This is a genomic window from Zymobacter palmae, from assembly GCF_003610015.1.
Classification (GTDB): Bacteria; Pseudomonadota; Gammaproteobacteria; order Pseudomonadales; family Halomonadaceae; genus Zymobacter; species Zymobacter palmae.
The window spans coordinates 1,349,745-1,371,944 of record NZ_AP018933.1 but is presented as its reverse complement, the minus strand read 5'-3'; the positions used below and the strand labels follow the sequence as shown (position 1 = coordinate 1,371,944).

The window sequence follows — 22,200 nt, the reverse complement described above, 5'->3', positions numbered from 1 at the left end:
CACTGCATGATGATTGATTCCCAACGATAACTTTACTGGAGGAAGGCCAATGAAGCGGCCGCTGCACCCATCGTTCGCCCTATTCGGTCTGACGCTAGGCAGTATGTCACTGTATGTCCATGCGGCAGACGATACGAGCTCGGATGTAACGACCTCCGATACGATCGAAGTCACGGCGCCCGCGATACAAAGTCTGCAGGCACTCGGCGTATCCACCATTGGCAGTGAAGATATCGAGAAGCACCCTCCCGCACGCGATGTGTCCGAGCTGGTGCGAACCATGCCCGGGGTCAACCTGATCGGCAACTCAACCAGCGGTCAGCGCGGCAACAATCGCCAGATCGACCTACGCGGCATGGGGCCGGAGAACACCCTGATCCTCGTCGATGGACTGCCCGTATCCAGCCGCGGCTCGGTGCGCTATGGCTGGCGCGGCGAACGCGATAGTCGCGGCGACAGCAACTGGGTGCCGCCTGAAATGATTGATCACATCGACGTGATCCGTGGTCCGGCCGCGGCCCGCTACGGCAACGGCGCTGCAGGCGGGGTGGTCAACATCATCACCAAGAAGAACAAGGACAAGCAGTGGCACGGCACGCTGGGCGGCTACATGAACGCTCCTCAGCACAGCAGTGAGGGCGCAACAAAGCGCACCAACTTCAGCCTATCTGGGCCACTGGCACAGGACGTCGATTTCCGCCTGTTCGGCAACTACAGCAAAACCGATGCGGACGACTGGGACATTAACGCCGGTCACCAGTCGCAGCGTACAGGCACCTACGCCAGCACACTGCCCGCCGGACGCGAAGGGGTCATTGACAAGGATGTCAACGCCGCCGTCGACTGGCACTTTACTCCCCAGCAGACACTGAGCTTTGAAGCAGGCTTCGGGCGTCAGGGCAACCTGTACGCAGGCGACACCCAGAACACCAATACCAGTGCGCTAGTGCGTTCGATGTACGGTAAAGAAACCAACGTGCTGTACCGCGAGACCTTCGCTCTGCGCCATACGGGCCAGTGGGACGATGGCGTAGGCACCCAGAACTACCTGCAATATGAGCGCACGCGTAACACGCGTATGAATGAAGGACTAGCGGGCGGCACCGAAGGGATCTTCTCTGACGGCAACTTCTCAACGTCGCGCCTCAACAGCCTGACCGCCCACAGCGAAGTCACGCTGCCATTCTCGTTCATCCGCCCGCAGAGCGCGACATTCGGTGCGGAATGGACACACCAGAGTCTGTATGACGGATCATCGACATCACAAAGCACCGCCACCGGCGGTACCATCAGCGGCATTTCATCCACCGGCCGTGATCCTAAAACCGATGCCGACCTGTTCTCACTGTTCACCGAAGACAATATTGCACTGACCTCTTCCACCCGTCTGACACCGGGACTGCGCTTCGATCATCATTCCACCGCCGGCACTACCTTCGGCCCATCACTCAACCTGTCGCAGGATATGGGTGATGACTTCACCTTGAAGATGGGCATTGCCAAGGCCTACAAGGCTCCCAACCTGTACCAGACCAACCCCAGCTATCTGCTCTACAGCAACGGCCAGGGCTGCTATACCGGAACGCCGTGTTACCTGCTGGGCAACGAAGACCTCAAACCCGAAACCAGTATCAACAAGGAGCTGGGGGTTGAGTTCCACCGTGGCAACGTACTGGCCAACCTGACCTACTTCCGCAACGACTACCACAACAAGATCGAAGCCGGCACTACGCCGATCGGCACCACAACCAATGGCAAAACCAATCTCTATCAGTGGGAAAACGTGCCGCGTGCGGTCATTCAAGGGATCGAAGGCTCCGTCAATCTGCCGATCACCGACACCATCACTTGGAACAACAACCTGACCTGGATGCTGGAAAACCGCAACAAGTCCACCAACGACTACCTGTCCGTCATTCCCGAGTACACCCTCAACTCAACGCTGAGTTGGCAGGCCACCGACGACTTTTCCATGCAGTCCACCGTAACGTGGTATGGCGTCCAGAAACCTAAAAAATACAACTACAAGGGCGAAGCCACCAGCGGAAGCGAGCGCCAGACCGTCAGCCCATACGCCCTGCTCGGCATGAGCGGTACCTACAAGGTCAATTCGCACCTGTCGGTGACAACCGGCATCGACAACGTGCTTGATAAGCGCCACTTCCGTGAAGGCAACGCGCAAACGACAGGCAATGCCAACACCAACTCGTACATGTACGGTGCTGGGGCCGCCACTTACAACGACCCAGGCCGTACCGTATACGTCAGCTTGCAGAGTTCGTTCTAACGCTGTTTCTCTGCCGGCGGGCCTACCCGTCGGCAGAACTTGGACGCTTTTTTGTTTGTCCATGAACGACAAGGCGCCGTACTGAATTCTCCTGAGCCACTTGACCCAGAGGAAATGGAAGATGAACGCACTGAACTCACGACTGGCACGCCGCATTGGTGTGCTCTCACTGGTCACCGGGCTGGCACTACCGCTCGCGCATGCTGACACCCCTCCGGTAACGCCTGCTGCAGTCCAGACGACCGCCACTGACGGCCGCATCACACAGAACGTCCTGACCAAAGGGGTCTATCAGGTCGAGTACAGCGCCAAGCGCCACATGCTGTATGCCGCCGTTGCGGGCGACCGTACCGATACCAACGATCATGGCAGTCTGCTGGTGATCGACCCCGCTACATTGAAGATCAGTGCGCGGATAGCAACCGAAGTGCGCCCCTTTGGGCTGGCACTCGACGATACGCTTGGTCGCCTCTACACCAGCGATACGCTGGATGCCTCTATCAGCATGTTCGACCTTCAGCATAACGGCCGCCTAATGAAGTCCGTGCGCCTGTCCGAGAAGAGCGATACCGACGGCAAGTATCCGTACCGCCCGCGTGAGATACGCCTTGATGCAGCACACCACCGCTTGTACATCAGCGCTCTTGCCGAGCAGGGCCGCATCTATGTACTGGACAGCCGCACGCTCGAAACGCTAAACGTGTTCGATAACGTCGGCAAGAAACCCACCGGGCTGGCCATTGATACCGCCAAGCAGCGCCTATTCCTCTCCAACGGTGACGGTGATGTGCAGGTGCTGTCAATGCAAGATGGCCGTCTGCTCGGCCACCTCAATGTAGGTACCCTGCCACTCAACTTGCTCTACGACGGCGCCACACAGCACCTGTATGCAACCGATTACAAAGGACAGGCCATCGTCAGCGTTGACGTCAAAGACAGCACCCAGCCGCGCCTTGAACAGCGCATCGCCACGGAAAAAGGCCCCGTCGCCCTGCTGGCCGTACCGCAGCGTCACGCCATTGCCGTCACAGAGCACGATGCCGGTAACGTGGCACTGTTTGATACCCGCAATGGTCAGCTGATCAAGCGTTTCGCCCTAGGCAACCAGCCCAACAGCTTGACTGCCGTTTCCGGCAAACCGACGCTCTTCGTCAGTGTCAAGCAGCCGCGCGCCAAAGACCTGTCCACTCCGGGGCCGGACAGCATCGTGCGTATTGATGTATCGAAATAGAGCGGTATGACCGCCTAGCGAAAAGAAAGGAGAAATGCCCTGCCACACGAGAGCATTCGTGCAGCAGGTCAGCGTGGAGGAATGGTAACGACCTTGCCGCAGCACCATTCCCAACTGATGTTGGCTGCTTCTCGGGCACCTCGCACCGGAAGCAGCTTTTTTTATGGGCTGATAAAGGCCGCCAGATAGCAGAGGGGAACGCCCCCCTGTATACGCTGGACATAAGCATAGTGACGCATGAACTTGAAGCCAATCTTATGCCGCTATAGGCTTGGTGCCCACTGTCCATAACAGGATGCTGCACTGCGGATGTGGCAACCGAACGCTACCGTGCGCGCTACCGTCCCTTCGTCCTATTACCGGGAAGATCATTCCTATGCCCCAGCCTGCCTCTCGACGACTTTCCCCCCCCTTGTCCTTTGCCTTCGCATGCCTGCTTACAGGCGTAGTGGCGGGTATCGGCGGACTTATCCTGTCGTCACTGTTGCATATCATTCAACACCTAGCGTATGGCTATAGCACCGACCAGATTCTTGGCCACGTCAGCTTTCTGGAAGGCGCCACCCAAGCACCGTGGTGGCGACGCCTTCTTGCACTCTGCGTGTGTGCACTGGTCGCGGGGCTAGGCTGGTGGTATTTATGGCAACGGATGCGACCGCTGGTCGGCATCAACCAGGCAGTACGAGAAGGAGCACCGCCCATGCCGACCGGATCGACGCTATGGCACGTGCTGCTGCAAATCGTAACGGTAGGGCTGGGGTCACCGCTAGGGCGTGAAGTGGCTCCCCGCGAACTAGGGGCATTAGGGGCTGGTCACATTGCACGACGCTTAGGGCTGGCGAGCGAAGACGTCGCGCTCTTGATTGCTTGTGGTACGGGTGCAGGGTTGGCCGCGGTATACAACGTTCCGCTGGCAGGTGCTCTGTTCTCTCTGGAAGTGCTACTGGGACGCTTCCGTTGGCGCATGGTGATACCCGCGTTGACCACATCGGCATTGGCCGCTTGGATTGCAGCACAGGGGTTGGGCAACGCACCACAGTACCACCTGCACATGAGCGCCGGGGCCTCCCCCCAACTGATGATCTGGGCCATTGCAGCAGGCCCACTACTGGGCCTCGGCGCCTACGCATTTTCACGCATTACAGAACAGGCCCGTGTCAGCGCCCCACGCGACCATCGCTTGTTCTTCTACTGCCTGATCAACTTCCCGCTGATCGGGCTGATGGGCATTGCAGCACCGTCGATCCTCGGCAACGGCAAACCCATCGTACAGAGCTGCATTGACGGCACGTTTACCTTACCGGTACTGCTGATGGTGCTGGTATTCAAGCTCATTGCGGTCTGGGGCAGCCTCAAATCAGGCGCGCATGGCGGACTGCTGACCCCTGGACTTGCGATGGGTGCGATTATCGGCACGCTGGCGGGCATGCTATGGAACAGCCTACTGCCAGGCATGCCCATGGAAGCGTTCGTTCTCGTTGCAGCACCCGCATTTCTGGCCGCGTCGATGCGCATGCCCATGACCGCACTGGCACTGGGGCTAGAGCTCACCCGCGTTGACCACTCATGGCTGTCACCGATGGTGCTGGCGACCGCCGGCGCTCTGGCCACCGCCCATCTGTGCCGTCAGCGCTGGAGCCGCTAGCCTCTAATAGCAATAGCCATCAGCCAAAAATGAAGCGGGCATGCCGTATGGCATGCCCGCTTCACATCGACAGAAAACCGCGCGTTACTCATTATTTCTTAGGAGGCAGCGTGTCCCATAGATGTTCGATCGCCCCGGCTAGCGCCTGCCGTGCCGCGCTGGATTTCGTTTTCGTGTAGGTATGCAATAACCGTACACAGTCTTCCGCGGCTTCGCTTCCTTCGTCCGTACCCTCTTCGTAGCTCTCTCGCGCTTCCTCAAGCCACTTGATCAACGCATGGACGGCGCGTCCTGAATCGGCTTCCGTGGTGTGGTACAGCGCTTTCAGATGCTCACGTACAGACATGATCAGCCTCTTGATGCGGATGGGTGATAATTCATCACAGCACTTCTCTACCGAGAGCGCAACACTCTACGCGCCCGTTACGCCTATCATCCACCTGAACATGTGGCACACGACACCCCCTGCAGTGCAGTCGATTCAACGCTATTTACCTAGCCCGTAAGCGGTGCGCGGGGCAGATAAATACCGACACCAAGTCGACGGGGCACATGCTGGGAGAAACACGCCGCCAATACGGCGGTCGCTTTGCATACACCCCGCATTGCGGCCATTTTTCCGTTCAGCATGCGACAAACACCCTCTATCCAAGCGCGAAACCACAACGCTACTCTGATCTTTCCAGGCTTACCGCCGACTCAGGATGTCTTCTCATGACACATGCGCTGTACATTACCTATCGCCCTTCTTCACACCAGCGTGGCGCCACCTCACACGACATGACCGTACTTGCCGATCAGATCAACCGTGTGGAAGGACTGGTTTCGAAGGTATGGATCCAAAATGAGGAAGACGAACTCAGAGGCGGCTTCTACTTCTTCGATACCGCCGAGCATGCCGAAGCATGGAAGGAAAGACTGATTCAGGAACGCACAGCCGAAGGGGCAACCCAACTGAACTACCAACTGTTCAACGTTGTTGATGATTTCACCGCCAAGACATGGCATCAACCTGCCGCATGGCAACAGGCCTGAGCCACCCGTGCATAGACCATCGTCCCATTACGCCACGGTATAGGAAGAAAGAGCAGGGAGAAGTGAATCCGCTGAGCCCTTCCCATCACAGGCCACCAGCGACAGAAAATCAGGACGCCCTCTCCGATCAAGAGGGCCAGCAATAGCGCCACACCGTCAGGTAGCAATCTCCGCCAATAACGAATCAAGGGCCAACGATACCGTTACAGCAACCTACAGCATGCCCATCACTCTATCGCTATACCCATCGCCCTGTCGCTTATGGGCAGAGTCTCATCACTCGTCGTCACTATCATCCATATCATTGCAGTGCAGCCGATAGCCCACGTTGTTGGGCCGATCTCCCTGTTCAGGCGCGATAGGCACCATACGGCATTTATGCTCCGTATCGTGCGTGCCGCGAGGGCTGGGCATATGATCTGCCGAGCGTGAAGCGTGTTCTTCTTCACCGCGAGCACGAGGATGGCTTGCAGCAGATGATGGATGAGGAGCGAGCGAAGAGTAATGCGAAGAAGAGGAGGAATGCTCGAATGCCTCAGCGGGTATACATACGGCCCCCATCAACAGTGCAACCGTGGTACAAGAGAGCCCGTTCCTAAATGTCATGACGCTGCCTTTTCTATTTTAAGTAGATGCTGCAAACCGTTATTCTGCCGCTGCTGATATACGCACAGAGCGAATACAACGCTGCCGCGCCGACATGGCGACCCTCCAGTTCGGCGACATCCATTTCATTGGGTCACACCTTCAAGCGTTCTCAACCTCGGCTAGGTCACTGATTCTAGCACTTTTTTAACCGATGATAACGAACCTTATCGTTGTATGAACCTCTTTCCATGCCATATTTTAAGATAGGATCATCAATTTGATTGAGCTGCGAGGACAGCCATCACGCTTGCATCATCCTCCCGCGTTCTTTCATAAAGCAGATGAAAAGAATTATGGTGTTTGCCTTGGCAACCTCTCTTTTCGTGCAGGACTGCGCTGACTCTCTTTTCGTGCAGGACTGCGCTGACAAACCTTCTGATAGCGATATAATGAGTGTCACGGATGAAGTAACCACCTTGATCCCTACCTGCGGCCCTTCCTCCAAATCAACCTTGCCGCACGAGATTCCAATAAGGGATATTGCCACTGGCGGCGGGAATACCGTCTTACCGAGCGGTACTACGCTAAGAGACTGTTTCATAACCTGAGCGATTACTTTTACCCTTTCTAAAACAGACGGTTTCTAGCGCAATTTTGTGGTTTGACGTCCCGTCAATGATATGGGTATTGGGTTATGAAACATGCTCTAAGCATCACGCGACATCTCCGTGGTTATCATGGCTGTTCGAGCATACCCATAACCCAACAGCCCCGGTTATAGGAACCGAGGCTGGATATCACAACGCCAGGTGGTATGCAGCTGCGCCGCCGTTACCATGCTTTGGGTATTGAGACATTGCTAGACACGTTAAAGTAAGGATCAATGACGAACTCATCTTTATCCTTTACTTTTCCAATAAGCACAGTGCGAGTAAAAGGCACCTCGGACAAGGCCTGCTTGGACGTGAGAGCAATTTTCTTCAATGCATCGGACTTGGCCCAGTCAGCCATAGGCTTCTGCTTGATGACCGCATCGACACGCCATACATCACTGATACTGGCGGGTGGCGTTGCTGTGGTATCGCGGGTAATAGACGCAATACTGACCACTTCATAACCCTCAGAAAAGCAGAGCGCCTTGTTTTCCGGCACGTATACCGCCTTTCCAGCATCGGTTAGCGCGTAATCCCGCCCTTCATGGGTCAAAATGCCGGCATCCACGAACGGCTGCAGATTGCTGGCATTACCCGGTGCAATGCCCGAGCCGAAACTACTGTCATCCAGCTGAATAGGAAAGTTATTGAACAAGACAGAGGTAAAGCAAGAGTGCTGGGGAAGCTTGTGCTGTATGGCCTGCTTTATATCGCTATCAGAAGGTTTGTCAGAGCAGCCCTGCACGAAAAGAGAGGTTGCCAAGGCAAATATCATAATTCTTTTCATCTGCTTTTACCTTTATTGAAACATCCCGGACACGATATACCACTGGACGTCAGCTTAGCCCAATTTTAACGAGCAATCGAGTTATCCTTCTCTTCCCATTTATCAGCGACATAAGACCATAGTCTAGAAAAATGGAAGTTCTTAAACTCAATGTAGCGCTCATATAAATAATACTCAAAATATTTCGCAACGTTACTTAACGAAAGAATAAACAACAGGGTAAAATCTTATCATTGACCAAGATGCTTGTTCATAAGCGTAACCGTTTAAGCAGTACCAATATCGACGGAGATTTACCTACTGGCCTATAGGGAATATAACGGCAATGGGCCTGCCACAATGGCATTGCACACACGACACCAATGCATTTCGCCTCGCTCAGCCTTTCTGCCCTTCTAACCTTGTGCCCTTCTAAAGAGGCGCGGCTTGTCAGGCACACCCCCTTCATGCTGCATGAGCAAAGTTATTCCTGTCGATACTGCCCTTTTATTCAAGGAAACAATACATCGCATTGTGACGTGGGTAAGGTCGGAAGATATTCTGAGCGGTGACTATTAGCACCGCGCAACGTTTCCAAAAGGCACCGCGTTCGGCGCAAGCAAATGCTTTTCTCGTGGCTATAGTAGATTATGACCATTGCAGGCATATATCGGCATGCCACCATACTTGATGGCAAGGACGATAATAGATTAGCCCTGCCCTTCCCCCTTATAAGGGCCGTCCAGATATTGTCTTAAGGAACTGTTTAGTAACCTGAGTGATTGTTTTTCCCTCTCTAAAACAGACAGTTTCTACCGCAATTTTGTGGTTTTAAATCCCTTCAATGATATGGGTATTGGGGTTATGAAATATGCTCTAAAAAATGGCCTTATTCATCGAAGACGCTGACTCTGCATGGAACCTGCCGTATTCAGTAACAGCGCTTGGTGGCAATGCCGTACGCTACATGGCCGTGCATATCCGCGACCGTGATGGCCGCATACCGCAGGAGGCCAATGCGCCACAGTACGTCTCATCCGAGGCCATCATTAACGCCCCAAGCACAATCGAAGAAGAGTCGGACAGGTAATGAGTAGGGGTGTATGGCCATACGGCCAAGGCAAATCACGCCTGCCGATGCCAGCGACGCCCTTTTTCGGAAGTAGGAAGATGATGAACATGGAAAGCATCGTAGTGAGGTGTTGCCATAACGACAGGCGCCGCGGGGCGATCGCGCATCCAGCGAATTGATCGACCGGGGTACTTACGCGCAAGGCTCGCCAGCGTCTCGTGGTCGTGGATGTAAATACGTCTACGCATGACAACTCTCCTCTCAGATAGGCATGCTGCAGGTTGAGCGGCCATTTACGGCCACATACTGTATGCATGCACAGTATTCTACTACACACTTCCCACGATCGGAAACTGTTCCTCGCTGTCATTTTTGCGCTTACATGACCACCATGAGCACAGGAAAACCAATCCTGTCGGGATAACAAAGAGATAGCGGTAAGTGTAAAAATTGCCGCACCCTCACCTTGAGATGGCTCAACGAATTCCAGCAACAAAAAAGCCGATCCACTAGGAATCGGCTTACTGATTGCGCGCGTCAAAAAAGCAGCGGATGGCATTTTGACAAGGGCGGATGAAGGTACAGCACCACCGACCCACAGCGCGTCATGGTGACGTCATCCACCGACGCGCTTGATGTGCCTTCTATCTATTGCCCACGTTCTATTCTGTCTTTGTAGACCCCGCCTTATTTGGCACTCGCATTGCGCTCCACCTGCTGGGTGAAGTAATCGTCGGGGGCCTGCAACGCCTCGTTTTGCTGTGCGGTCATACGCGACAGCACATCACTCAGCGGGCACAGCACACCCACTTCGGTATCTTCGCATCCCGCAAAACGCCACTCGCTCACCAAGAGGGGGTCTGCATCACTTAGCGGCGCCAGCTGGCGCCATTGATCCAGCGAACGTGCCTGGAAAGAGACGCGTACCATTTCACGGTCGCGCGGGCGATCATGGTAGCGTTCAAATACCAGCGCCCCTGCGGGAGGGATGTCGTTGCGCGGATAGCCCGGCAGCTGCCAGCCGAATCCCATCATGGTGCGCAGTTGACTGATATTGGTGTCATGGCCGAAGAAAAGCACCAACGGACGCCCAAGGGGGTCGCTTTCGGTAACGTGCGCGGTCTGAAGTGCATGGGTGAGCAGCCCCATCAGGGCAGATCCACCGTGACGTGCCACCTCTGGCAGATCGTTGCCTAGCGCATAGCGCAGTGTCTGCAGGCCCATCAGTGCCGTAACATCATGGGCATTCCGCACGTTTCCAAAAGCAACCTGATCCAGCGGTAACCCTTCGCTGTACTGCAATCGAATCGTTTCAGCCATGTTGCCCGCATACTTAAGCGGCCCTTCAAAGCGGACCTTGTTGCCTTTCGCCTGCGCCCCCCATGGCTGATCCAAGAACTGGCAAGCCTCCGGTTGGCAAACCGCTTTCCGCAAGCGTTCCACGTCATCGCGGTGGCGCTCGGCAAGTGCGTCCAGTGAACCTCCGGCAACTTGGTGCAGCTCCACGGCCACCTTTGCCTCATCCAGCGGCATGCCAACCGCCTTCTGCCCTTTCATAACAGGGTCTTTAGGACGCGAGGAATGATAGGTGTGGAAGCCACAACCGGGGAACATAGCATCCACCGCGGCCTCTCCCGTGTTGCGGGCACGGGCGGTCGGGCTAGACCACGCTAGCACCTGACGTTCAGGACAACCGTCTTCCAAAGGCAAACCCGCCTTCCGCCATTGATCCAACATCCACTTCATCTGGCTAGCGACCCCTTCGGCACCATGTGCGGTTAGCTCACCGTCATGCACTGTGCTGCTCGGCCACGCATGCCCCGTCTCGCGGGCCAGCATCTCAGAATCGGTCTGCATGCGTACGCCATGCCGCATCACCACCACCACCTGCTCAAGCTGATAATCAGACGGCTTGGCGCGCGCAGTGTGATCGCCGCATCCTGCCAGCCCGATCACCGCCAGCAGGCCGGAAATCATCCATTTTGTTGTCATTGCTGCAGTCTCTTTCATTCATCATGAAGCGTGCTCGGGTTGGGCAAAGTCTCCCAACGTCTAATGGGTCTATCATGGCAATCATGGCAGAAATGCGATAGTACTCGCGTTATCCTTCACATATCTTTCACGCACGTTTTTGGTCTTGATTCGAAACACCGCCGCAGGCATGCGATAATCATCGCATTGCTGGACACTCTGCCTCTTCCCCACACTGAGGCAAGTCCTTATAGTGTGCCCCTTGATCCGATATCCAGGCGTCCCTGATGTTCTCAAACAATCCTCTTCTTGCTCAGCTCAAGCAAAAGCTTCACGCTGACACTCCGCGCGCCACTGGCGTCGTCAAAGCAACCGACAAGGGCTTTGGCTTTCTCGAAACCGACGACGGGCAGTCCTATTTCCTGCCACCGCCCATGATGAAACGGGTGATGCATGGTGACCGCATCGACGCCGTCATTCACGAAGAAAACGAAAAGAAGAGTGCCGAACCGGAAAAACTGATCGAACCGTTCCTAGAGCGCTTCATCGGTCGTATCCGCAAGCGTGAGGGACGTCTGTCCGTCATACCGGATCATCCGTCCATTTCTCTGGCCATCACGTCGCGCGTTAAGCGCGATCTTGACGAAGCGGCCCTGCAGGAAGGGGATTGGGTTGTTGCGCATATGGTGCGTCACCCGATGAACCCCAACGACCGCAGCTTCTTCGCTCAGGTCGACGAGCTGATCGCGGCAAACGATCAGCCTAATGCCCCTTGGCGCGTCACGCTGGCCCGCCATGCACTCGAATACGCGTCTCCGGAAGGTCCTGCCGAATGGACGCTACGCGAAGAAGGCCTTGAGCGTCGCGACATCACTGCCATGCCGTTCTTCACCATCGACAGTCGTTCCACGAAGGATATGGACGATGCCCTGAGCATCCGTGCCCACGAAGACGGCGGCTGGGTACTGAGCGTCGCGATCGCTGATCCGACGGCCTATGTCGATGAAGGCGATGCGATTGATCGTGAAGCACGTCAGCGTGCCTTCACCGTCTATCTGCCGGGCCAGAACGTCACCATGCTGCCGGAAAGTCTGGCCGACAATCTGTGCTCGCTGCGCGAAGAAGAAGACCGTCCGGCGCTGGGCTGTGACATCCACGTTGCCGCCGATGGCAGCTTGGTCAGTCATGACTTTTACGCCGCAACGGTACGCTCTCACGCCCAGCTGGCCTACGAAGACGTCTCTGACTGGCTGGAAGGCAAAGGCGAGTGGACTCCGTCATTCGAACGCGGTGAAGAACAGCTGCGTGCCCTTGCCGCGCTGACCGAAGCCCGTACGGCATGGCGTCAACAGCACGCCGTCGTCTTCAAGGACCGTCCCGACTATGTCTTCGATCTGGATGAAGCAGGTAACGTCCTCGACATCCGCGCCGAGCACCGCCGTATCGCCCAGCGCATGATCGAAGAATCGATGATTCTGGCCAACGTCTGCTGCGCGGAAACCCTGTGTGAAAAGATCGGCCACGGTATCTTCAACGCTCATCAGGGCTTTGCCGAAGAGAAGATTGATCAAGCACTAGCGTTCCTCGCCGAACAGGAAATCGACGTTGCACGCGAACAGCTCACCGATATCGAAGCCTATCGCCAGTTCCGCCATGCGATGGACGCTCGCGAGGATGCTTGGCTGGACGCCCGCCTGCGCCGCTTCCAGGGCTATACTGCCATGAGCGCTACACCGGCACCGCACTTCGGTATGGGCCTTGAACGCTACGCGACGTGGACCTCTCCGATCCGTAAGTACGGCGATATGATCAACCATCGCCTGCTCAAGGCCATTCTGCTCGGCACTCAAGCTAATGGCGCCGCGTCTGAAGAAGCAACGCAGCATCTGGCCGAACGTCGTCGCCTCAACCGCATGGCCGAGCGCGACGTTAAGGACTGGCTGTACGTTCGCTATCTGGCCGCCACCATTGCCAGCGAACAAGTCTTCGAAGGCGAGCTGGTCGACATCCGTCGCGGAGGCCTGCGTGTTCGTCTCGAAGCCAACGGTGCTTCCGTGTTTGTTCCAGCGTCCACGCTGGTAGCGGATAAAACGACGCTGGCTATCGATGATAAGGAAGGTCGTGTCGTCATCAGCGGTGAATGCCGCTACCGCCTTGGCGATCGCGTCAGCTTGGTGCTGATTGAAGCGCGTGAAGACACCCGTTCACTGATCGGTCGTCTGGCCCCCGCAAGCGCATAATGCGGAGCTGCCCGCACCGCCTGGGGGCGGGCAGCAATCCTTTTCTGTGTCATTGCAGCAGAAGGCAAGCGGTCAAGGTTCTTCTGCCAGAACAACGAGGTGACGGCTGCGTGCATATTGCCGACATGACCATGTTCTATGCGCCTTCCAGCGGCGGAGTGCGTACCTATCTGGAAGCCAAGCGACAGCGGCTGGTCAACGCCGACGACGTCTGCCATTCCTTACTTATTCCCAGCCTGCCAGCAGACGCTACGCCTGCTGACGGCATAGAAGCACCTCCCGTTCACGGCTCCCGTGAGCAGCGACTTCAGACCCTTCGCATTCCTGCACCGCCTCTACCGTTCAGCGGGGGCTATCGTTTTCCACTGCGAACTCATCATTGGGTCAACGCACTGGACAGGTTACAGCCTGATATCATTGAAGCAGGCGATCCCTATGTAGTGGGCTGGGCCGCCATCCGTGCGGCACGTCGTCTGAATGCCCCCTTGATCGCCTTTTACCATTCCGATCTGCCAGAGATGCTGGGCAGCCGCTTCGGCAACGGTGTCCGTCACCTGACCGAACGCTATATCCGCCATCTCTATCGCCACTACGACAGCGTACTGGCTCCCAGTCAGCTGATGGCTCAACGGCTTGCGGCCATCGGCGTCGAGCGTGTCAGCGTTCAGCCACTGGGCGTTGATACCGTTCGCTTCACGCCAGACAAGCGCGATTCGGCACTGCGCCAGCAGCTGGGGCTTGCCGATGACATACGGTTGTTGATCTTCGCTGGACGCGGTTCACAGGAAAAGAACCTTCCTGTGCTGCTAGAAACGCTGAAGATACTGGGACCGCAGTATCACTTACTGATGGTGGGTTCAAACATGCCACGCCAGACGCCGGACAACGTCACCACGATCAGTCGATTCTGCCCCCCTGACGAACTTGCAGGCTTGCTGGCAAGTGCAGATGCACTGCTGCATGCCGGCACACAGGAAACCTTTGGCTTGGTGATTCTTGAAGCCATGGCCAGTGGTATCCCTGTCGTGGCAGCCGATGCAGGGGCACTGCCCGAAATGCTGGACGACCGCTATTCACGGCTATGCGCCCCACTTGACGCTCAGGACATGGCACGCGCTACACGCGATTTGTTCGAGCAGGACATCAAGGCTATGGGCGCTCTCGCACGCCAGCGTGTCGAACGACACCACGGCTGGGACGCGGTCGTCGACAGTCTGCGCCAACACTACGAACACGTCATTGCTGAACGCTTGACAGTCGCACAGGATCACGCTTCATGACAGCTGCCTCTTCGCGCCATTTCATGATGGCGCTGCACGACATCTCTCCTGCCACTTGGGAGGACTACCGCCCATTCGTCGAAGAAATGGACGCACGTGATGTGCGCATGACGTGGCTGGTCGTACCTGACTTTCACCATCGCAGCCCTACGTTCGAAGATCCGAAGTTTCTAGCGCTATTGGAATCCCGTCTAGCCCGCGGCGACGAGCTGGCCCTGCACGGTTTCTATCACTGCGATGACGGCCCAGCACCACGCTCAGCGCGCGAGTACTTCATGCGTAGGCTTTACACCTACGAAGGCGAGTTCTACGGACTCGATCACAGCAGCGCCAAGGCGCGCCTCGAAGAAGGCATTTCGCTGTTCGAACGCCAAGGCTGGCCACTGCACGGTTTCGTAGCACCGGCCTGGCTGATGAGTCAGGCCACGCGCCACACCCTCTCCCACCTACCACTGCGCTATACCACCGATACGAAAGGGTTCTACCACCTTCCCCATTTCGAACACGTACCGGTACCCACGCTATGCTGGAGCGCGCGCGCCAAATGGCGCCGCGGCATGTCCTATGTCGTCAATACATTGTCCGAGCGTCGCTACAGCAAAGGGCAAGCACTGCGACTGGGGCTTCATCCCGTCGACATGCGCCACGACATGTCCCGCCGTTACTGGCTGGATGCCGTAGAGCGGCTTCAACAGCAGGGTTTTACATCCATGACGAAATACGGCTGGCTTTCTGCTCAGCAGCAAACTGCTCAATCCTGATCGTCCGAGGGTATCTGCCTTTGCCATGTGCGATCGTTCATCGCAGATGCCCTTCTTCCATGACCACGTCCATGATGGAGACGCCATGTTCCGCACGCTGGGCATGCTGATCATCGGCCTGATCGCGATCATCGCGATCCCGGTGATATGGGGAGGCCGCGGTATGCTGCCCCTGTTGCATCAATTCCCGTTACACCTGCTGGTCGTGATGATCGGCATGATTTTTGTCTGCTGGTACCTTAACGCCGCCAAGTTACGCGTACTGCTGGCAGGCCGCTCAGGCCACCTGACCCGTCTGCAGTCGATGGGCGTCATCATGGCCGTAGAGTTCGCGATCTGCGCCACCCCAGGAGGGGCTGGCGGCTACCTCACGCTGATCGCGATCATGAAGCAGCGAGGGCTGCGCCCCGCCGAAACCACCGCCGTCTTTGCCGTCGATCAGATGATCGACATGGTGTTCTTCTTCGTGTCGATGCTGCTGGTCGGCCTGTACGTCATCATGACATCAATACAGCTGCCGTCGATGAAGGTGCTGGCCGTACCATTGATCCTGATGGCCGCGGCGCTGAGCGCTCTGATCTATGCGGGCCGCCACCATGAGCGCATGCTGCGCCATATCGCCGGTTTTCTGAAACTGTGCCACGTCAGCGGTCCGCGCCGCCGCAGCTGGATGCGTCGGATTCTGGTGTTCCGCAACGCATTGCGCACCACCTTAAAGATGCCGCGCCATCTACTGTTGCAGGCATTCCTGTTCGGCGTGCTGCACTGGTTAGTACGCTACACCGTGCTCTACCTAGCGCTGTACGGGCTGGGGCATCAGGTCAACTGGGGTTACACCTATCTGGTACAGATGGTGTCGATGGCAGCAGGACAGGTCACGCTGCTCCCGGGTGGTGCAGGTGGTGCCGAGTTCACCTCCATGTTCATGCTGGACCGCATCGTAGGCCACGACACGGCCGCGGCCGCCATCCTGATCTGGCGTCTGGTGACCTACCATTTCTACCTGATTGCGGGCATTCCCGCCTTTCTACTGTTGGCAGGTCGACCGCTTCTGTACACGCTGTTCAAAATGCGCAAGAAGGATGTAGAAGCGCTCAAGCACGAACACAAGTCGTGATCGTTGCGCTGGCGAAAGGCCGGCGGATAGTGTTCACATCACGCTAAGAGAAAGGTGCCTTCACGGCACCTTTCTTGCATCTGCTCCCGTAAACATTCACGCGACAGCGCAGCGCCTCCGTGCTCATCTGCCCCGGGAGCGACCGTCGACGCCCCCTCTGTGCCAAGGAGCCTTGCCATGGTTCACAACCTGATCGCATTCATGCTGGCAGCAACACTGCTTACCCTCACGCCCGGACTAGATACAGCATTGGTATTGAGAACGGCTGCCGCAGAAGGACGACAGCAAGCAATGCGGGCTGCGCTGGGCATCAATGCAGGATGCTTAGTATGGGGAGCCGTCATTGCACTAGGGCTTGGCGCACTACTGGCGGTCTCAACCACCCTATTCACCCTGTTCAAGCTGTGTGGCGCCGCCTACCTCTGCTGGCTCGGCCTGCATATGCTGCTGCGTCCACGCACTCACTTTGCATCCAACGCCAGCGACGACACCCTCAAGAGCTCGCACATTGGCTGGGGAATGAAAGGCTTATTGAGCAATGTCCTCAACCCCAAAGTGGGCATTTTCTACGTCTCGTTTCTGCCGCAGTTCATCCCCGCACAGCATTCATTTGTTGGCTGGACACTCATCTTGGTGATGCTGCACATTGGCATCAACCTGACGTGGTTCATGCTGCTGATCCACGCCACTCGTCCCCTGACACAGCTACTGCGTCGTGCCAACGTCATCAAATGGCTAGATCGCGTCACGGGAGGTCTGTTCCTCTTCTTTGCTGCTCATCTGGCATTCGGACGGCGCTAGCCAGCAACCCGGTTATGCACGCTGGAAGCGTCGCGTTGCCGGCCTTCCAGCGTACAGATCATCCTGCGCATTCAGCATTGCAGTTCACTCCTTTCATCACAGCCCGCTTCAAATCACGGCAATGCGTGATAAGACCCGGTGTCTTTTGTTATCGTCGTCTATACCTACGTCGTATACCGGCAGGACAAAGGCACCGTGCCTATAAACACGGGCCCCCCCCTTATCGCGAGGAGCAAGCACTGCATGACAACGACAATACGCGCCGCCGACCTGATCGATAGCGTCGCGAACGCACTGCAGTTCATTTCCTACTATCACCCCAAGGACTTTATCGACGCAATGTACGCGGCTTGGCAACGCGAGCAGAACCCCGCGGCCAAAGACGCGATGGCTCAGATACTGATCAATTCTCGTCTGTGCGCGATCGGCAAACGCCCTCTGTGCCAGGACACTGGCATCGTTACAGTGTTCATCACGATCGGGATGAATGTGCGTTTCGACACTGACACGGCTATTGATGATCTGATCAACGAAGGCGTCCGCCGCGCCTATACCTATCCTGACAACGTACTGCGCGCATCCATCCTTGAAGACCCCGATGGCGCCCGCCGCAATACACGTGACAACACACCGGCAGTAATTCATCATCGCTTGGTGCCCGGCGACACCATTACTCTACAGCTGGCCGCCAAGGGCGGTGGCAGTGAGGCCAAGGCGCGCTTTGCTATGCTCAACCCGGCCGATAACGTTGCCGACTGGGTCATGGCTCAGCTTCCCGGCATGGGCGCGGGCTGGTGCCCCCCAGGCATGTTGGGTATCGGCATCGGTGGAACAGCAGAGCAGGCCATGCTGATGGCCAAGCAGTCATTAATGGCCCCCGTTGATATTCAGACATTGGAAGAACGTGCTAGGCACGTTCCCGATAGCCTGAGTCACGAAGACAGGCTGCGCCTAGAGCTATTCACACGAGCCAATCAGAGTGGCATCGGTGCTCAAGGCCTAGGTGGCCTAACCACCGTATTGGACGTCAAGGTGCGCTCAGCCCCAACTCATGCAGCCAACAAGCCAGTGGCTCTCATCCCCAACTGCGCCGCAACACGCCATATCGACATCACGCTGGACGGCACGGGTCCTGCCCAGCTTCCCGTTCCATCACTAGAAGACTGGCCAGAGATAGCGCGAACAGCCAGCGATGACACGCTTCATGTCGATCTTGATACCGTCACTGCCGACGATATCGCCCACTGGCAGCCGGGACAGACCTTACTGATATCGGGCCATCTGCTGACGGGCCGCGATGCCGCACACAAGCGTCTGGTCGACCTGCTCGAACAGGGAGCCCCCCTCCCCATTGATCTACACGATAGGTTTATCTACTACGTCGGCCCCGTTGATCCCGTTAGAGATGAAGTGGTCGGCCCTGCAGGACCGACTACGGCTACCCGCATGGACAGATTCACACGCCCCCTGCTCGAACAGGCCGGCCTCAGGGGCATGATCGGCAAAGCTGAACGTGGCAAAAACGCGATTCAGGCCATCAAGGACAACCAAGCGGTCTACCTCATGGCCGTCGGCGGTGCCGCCTATCTTGTTGCGCAAGCGATCACGGCTGCCCGAGTCGTAGCCTTTGAAGATCTAGGAATGGAAGCCATCTACGAATTTACGGTCAAAGACATGCCCGTCACTGTGGCCGTTGATACGCAAGGGCACAGCATTCACGCCCTCGGGCCCCAGAAGTGGCACGACTATATCGCCGCTCACTAAACAACGAACAGTAGGCGGTAGGCGGTAGGCGGTAGGCGGTAGGCGGTAGGCGGTAGGCGGTAGGCGGTAGGCGGTAGGCGGTAGGCGGTAGGCGGTAGGCGGTAGGCGGTAGGCGGTAGGCGGTAGGCGGTAGGCGGTAGGCGGTAGGCGGTAGGCGGTAGGCCAGCATCGTAATGCCATCCCACAGGCACGCCACACTTTTTTATCAGCAGGCGTTGGCGTGCTTGCCTCTACTGAGCGATCGAGAACACGCATGGCGCTTCTTTTTCTTCACATATGCTTAAAATCACCCGTTGGTATTATGACATGAACACGTCACGATGACTGATATTTATAACAGAACCCATTGCATCAAATATTTCAAAACATTGCCATTCAAAATTATGACTAATAATTAATTATTTCTTATCTTTATAGAAGCATTATAAAATAGCACTCATTAAAAGTGTATTTCATAACCCCAAGTCTCATATCATTGAAGAGACGTCAAGCCACAAAACTGCGCTAGAAACCGTCTATTTTAGAAAGGACAAAAGTAATCTTTAAGATTATGAAACCGTCTCTAATTGAAATTACCATTCAGCAAGAAAACTGGCTATAAAAAATCTTGATACTTTTATGTATTTCTTAATAATTTCATTGTCATAATGTGATTATGAATTCCACCACCTACCCCCCTTCAAAAAGCAGGCAATGGTCGTTATATATAAAGCGTGCCCTAGGCACTTCTATAACCATTATAATTAGATGCATAACATAGCCATAAAGAGCCGTATAAAAACAAGAGATACGCTTTTTATAAGGAGCTAGCAATAGTGATCACCAATACAGTGACAACCGCCGGATTCACAATTTCCGACACCCGGATCATTGATGCCAATGGTCAGTCCTTTCTCATCCGAGGCATCAATCATGCCCATACGTGGTACAAAGCCGATATTGAGGCAGCGCTAAAATCCATTGCGGCGACAGGTGCCAACCTGGTACGCATCGTGCTATCGAACGGCACTCAGTGGGAAAAAGACGACGTCGAATCCGTTCGCAACATCCTCTCGCTGTGCGAACGGCACCAACTAATCGCCATGCTAGAAGTGCACGACGCCACAGGCAGCGACAATCTGCAAGCATTACAACACGCCATATCCTACTGGATCGAGCTGAGCGCCGTGCTTATCGGCAAGGAAGATCGGGTCATCATCAATATCGCCAATGAGTGGTTTGGCTCATGGTCATCCTACGCTTGGTCGATTGGCTATGAATTCGCCATCACGGCACTGCGCGAAGCGGGTTTTGAGCATCTACTGGTAATTGATGGTGCTGGATATGGCCAATACCCACAGTCCATCATCGACTATGGCCAAGCGCTGCTTAAAAGCGACCGTGCGGGACGACTGGCCTTCTCACTGCATATGTATGAATACGCCGCCGCCGATACCGCCACGATCAAACGCAATATCGACGAGATACTGGCACTCAATCTGCCATTGATCATCGGCGAGTTCGGGGATCGTGTGCCGGAAAGCCACCCCGTCGATATTGGCATGCTGATGCGCTATGCAGAAGAAACAGCCGTCGGCTGGATCGCTTGGTCATGGTATGGCAACGATGGGTCAGATACCGTACTGGATCTGTCTTCCGGCCCAAATGGCCAGTTCACCCTGCCCCCCTGGGGAAAGACCGCCATCGACAATGTATACGGCATAAGATATACAGCAGAACTGTGCTCGATTTTCTATTAGTAAAGTAGGTTCAATCATAATTCACGCACCCGCTGAAATATCATTGGACGTATCAGCGTTGGCCTTGTCTACCATAGCCCAAAGGCAAGGCCGACTTATGCTCATAAGCCAACTTTATTAATGAATTCAGCAAAGCAAGCTTCAAATTTATCATTATCTATACCATTAATATTTTTATCGTTGGTTATATATTCCATTGCACAGCCCACTACCGGACGCCATGCACTTCTTTCAACCCCTCTGATTACCAAGACAGGAGTATCAAAAGCACCTGCGATATGGACAGGAGCAGAACAGACAGCGACCAACGCTTGAGCCTGCTTTATATAGGCTCCCGATAACTCTAAGGTTGGCGGAATCGGGGAAACAAAAACATTTTCCAATGTTGATGCAATGGACAGACACATGGGTTCGATGCCAGGAGAGACTATCAAACAAATATCATTATTATAATGCCGTGAAATCGCCTGACAGATATGAAGAGCATTTTTTTCTGAAATAGGACCCCAAGAGGCACCTAGCAGAGAAACCGCAATATAAGGAGTACGCTCAGGAGTAATGTCTGCAACCGGAAACAGCAAGGAACGATTATAGTCGCAGCCTATCATCTGGGCGACGATGCCCCAGCAATCGACAATCGAAACACCACGCCGATATAGAAGATTGGCGTAATGAACAGATTTATGCACCATTTTAGGCCGGCTGGTGCGTTTAGCGCTTTCCATTGCGGATAGCACAGCCCGAGGTTTGAGTAGGCAGGCAAGCTGTGCGAAGCGCGGAGACACTCGCCCCAGGCCGTTGACGATAACATCAATTTTGCCTTGCTTTCTTATGTTCGCCGCCGTGTGTGCAATGCTGCTTTCGGTAAGCGCTTTCTTCTTGCCAACAGGTACGATAACAACGTTCGAGTACTGCTTATCAAGCAGCTCGATATACAGCCGGCTAGTGGGGCTACAGATGAAGTAGGCGCTTCCAGTACACTTTTCCAGAATAGCCCGGATGATAGGCGAAGCGACCATAATATCGCCAATGCCGTCGACACAGTAAAACACGGCGTTTTCGATGTTTTCAATAGGCCCGTCAGCTATCTCAGGCTTAAAATCGTACCGCTTTATTTCTAATTTTTCTTTTAGCTTCTTGATCACTTTCATTGAGTGGCGCTCGGTAAGGTATAGGATGACGTAATATTTCCCCTTCCTCACAAGATAACGCAATGCTTACAACGGATATCGCTATTTAAATTTTTATTT

General features: G+C 55.4%; 18 protein-coding genes. 12 read left to right on the top strand and 6 right to left on the bottom strand.

The window, feature by feature from the left end:
- The first annotated feature begins 49 nt into the window (after window positions 1–49).
- The 3 genes from ZBT109_RS06115 to ZBT109_RS06105 all read left to right on the top strand — a co-directional run bounded on the left by ZBT109_RS06115 (window position 50) and on the right by ZBT109_RS06105 (window position 5,163).
- Complete coding sequence (locus ZBT109_RS06115; protein WP_027704757.1) at window positions 50–2,287, top strand: TonB-dependent siderophore receptor; 2,238 nt, start codon at window positions 50–52, stop codon at window positions 2,285–2,287.
- Between the two features lie 121 nt (window positions 2,288–2,408).
- A complete protein-coding gene (locus tag ZBT109_RS06110; protein WP_027704758.1) occupies window positions 2,409–3,518 on the top strand; it encodes a YncE family protein in 1,110 nt (369 codons plus the stop codon).
- A 376-nt stretch (window positions 3,519–3,894) separates the two neighbouring features.
- Window positions 3,895–5,163, top strand: coding sequence for a chloride channel protein (locus ZBT109_RS06105; protein WP_051523710.1), 1,269 nt, complete (start codon window positions 3,895–3,897; stop codon window positions 5,161–5,163).
- A gap of 91 nt (window positions 5,164–5,254) precedes the next feature.
- On the opposite strand, the gene ZBT109_RS06100 is transcribed toward ZBT109_RS06105, so the two are convergent.
- The gene (locus ZBT109_RS06100; protein ID WP_027704759.1) at window positions 5,255–5,509 is read right to left on the bottom strand and encodes a hypothetical protein; all 255 of its coding nucleotides are present in this window, start codon (window positions 5,507–5,509) and stop codon (window positions 5,255–5,257) included.
- Window positions 5,510–5,877: 368 nt separating this feature from the next.
- On the opposite strand from ZBT109_RS06100, the gene ZBT109_RS06095 reads away from it, so the two are divergent.
- Window positions 5,878–6,198, top strand: a complete 321-nt coding sequence (locus tag ZBT109_RS06095; protein WP_038277816.1) for a YdhR family protein — start codon at window positions 5,878–5,880, stop codon at window positions 6,196–6,198.
- Window positions 6,199–7,617: 1,419 nt separating this feature from the next.
- On the opposite strand, the gene ZBT109_RS06080 is transcribed toward ZBT109_RS06095, so the two are convergent.
- Window positions 7,618–8,226, bottom strand: coding sequence for a hypothetical protein (locus tag ZBT109_RS06080; protein ID WP_145984495.1), 609 nt, complete (start codon window positions 8,224–8,226; stop codon window positions 7,618–7,620).
- A gap of 862 nt (window positions 8,227–9,088) precedes the next feature.
- Between ZBT109_RS06080 and ZBT109_RS06075 the strand changes: the two genes are divergently transcribed.
- A complete protein-coding gene (locus tag ZBT109_RS06075) occupies window positions 9,089–9,295 on the top strand; it encodes a hypothetical protein (protein ID WP_027704763.1) in 207 nt (68 codons plus the stop codon).
- Window positions 9,296–9,330: 35 nt separating this feature from the next.
- On the opposite strand, the gene ZBT109_RS06070 is transcribed toward ZBT109_RS06075, so the two are convergent.
- Together ZBT109_RS06070 and ZBT109_RS06065 are read right to left on the bottom strand one after the other, a co-directional pair.
- Window positions 9,331–9,525, bottom strand: coding sequence for a hypothetical protein (locus ZBT109_RS06070; RefSeq protein ID WP_027704764.1), 195 nt, complete (start codon window positions 9,523–9,525; stop codon window positions 9,331–9,333).
- 439 nt (window positions 9,526–9,964) lie between these two features.
- Window positions 9,965–11,269 carry a histidine-type phosphatase gene (locus ZBT109_RS06065; protein ID WP_169733995.1) on the bottom strand — a complete coding sequence of 435 codons (1,305 nt, stop codon included), beginning with the start codon at window positions 11,267–11,269 and terminating at the stop codon, window positions 9,965–9,967.
- 266 nt (window positions 11,270–11,535) lie between these two features.
- Between ZBT109_RS06065 and ZBT109_RS06060 the strand changes: the two genes are divergently transcribed.
- The 6 genes from ZBT109_RS06060 to ZBT109_RS06035 all read left to right on the top strand — a co-directional run bounded on the left by ZBT109_RS06060 (window position 11,536) and on the right by ZBT109_RS06035 (window position 19,211).
- On the top strand, window positions 11,536–13,488 hold the full coding sequence (locus tag ZBT109_RS06060) for an exoribonuclease II (RefSeq protein WP_027704765.1): 1,953 nt from the start codon (window positions 11,536–11,538) through the stop codon (window positions 13,486–13,488).
- A gap of 110 nt (window positions 13,489–13,598) precedes the next feature.
- A complete protein-coding gene (locus ZBT109_RS06055) occupies window positions 13,599–14,768 on the top strand; it encodes a glycosyltransferase family 4 protein (RefSeq protein ID WP_027704766.1) in 1,170 nt (389 codons plus the stop codon).
- A complete protein-coding gene (locus tag ZBT109_RS06050) occupies window positions 14,765–15,529 on the top strand; it encodes a DUF2334 domain-containing protein (protein ID WP_027704767.1) in 765 nt (254 codons plus the stop codon). The genes ZBT109_RS06055 and ZBT109_RS06050 overlap by 4 nt, the downstream gene beginning before the upstream one ends.
- Before the next feature lie 85 nt (window positions 15,530–15,614).
- Complete coding sequence (locus tag ZBT109_RS06045) at window positions 15,615–16,646, top strand: lysylphosphatidylglycerol synthase transmembrane domain-containing protein (RefSeq protein ID WP_038277819.1); 1,032 nt, start codon at window positions 15,615–15,617, stop codon at window positions 16,644–16,646.
- 177 nt (window positions 16,647–16,823) lie between these two features.
- The gene (locus ZBT109_RS06040; protein ID WP_038277822.1) at window positions 16,824–17,447 is read left to right on the top strand and encodes a LysE family translocator; all 624 of its coding nucleotides are present in this window, start codon (window positions 16,824–16,826) and stop codon (window positions 17,445–17,447) included.
- Between the two features lie 243 nt (window positions 17,448–17,690).
- Window positions 17,691–19,211: a fumarate hydratase gene (locus tag ZBT109_RS06035; protein WP_027704769.1), complete on the top strand. Its 1,521-nt coding sequence runs from the start codon at window positions 17,691–17,693 to the stop codon at window positions 19,209–19,211.
- Here the strand turns inward: ZBT109_RS06035 and ZBT109_RS06030 are convergent.
- Window positions 19,208–19,396 carry a hypothetical protein gene (locus tag ZBT109_RS06030; protein WP_170144695.1) on the bottom strand — a complete coding sequence of 63 codons (189 nt, stop codon included), beginning with the start codon at window positions 19,394–19,396 and terminating at the stop codon, window positions 19,208–19,210. The two genes, ZBT109_RS06035 and ZBT109_RS06030, sit on opposite strands and share 4 nt — an antisense overlap.
- Window positions 19,397–20,026: 630 nt before the next feature.
- On the opposite strand from ZBT109_RS06030, the gene ZBT109_RS06025 reads away from it, so the two are divergent.
- Window positions 20,027–20,950, top strand: coding sequence for a cellulase family glycosylhydrolase (locus ZBT109_RS06025; RefSeq protein ID WP_051523712.1), 924 nt, complete (start codon window positions 20,027–20,029; stop codon window positions 20,948–20,950).
- Between the two features lie 101 nt (window positions 20,951–21,051).
- Here the strand turns inward: ZBT109_RS06025 and ZBT109_RS06020 are convergent, their stop codons facing one another.
- Window positions 21,052–22,101: a glycosyltransferase family 9 protein gene (locus ZBT109_RS06020; protein WP_027704770.1), complete on the bottom strand. Its 1,050-nt coding sequence runs from the start codon at window positions 22,099–22,101 to the stop codon at window positions 21,052–21,054.
- Between the last annotated feature and the right edge of the window lie 99 nt (window positions 22,102–22,200).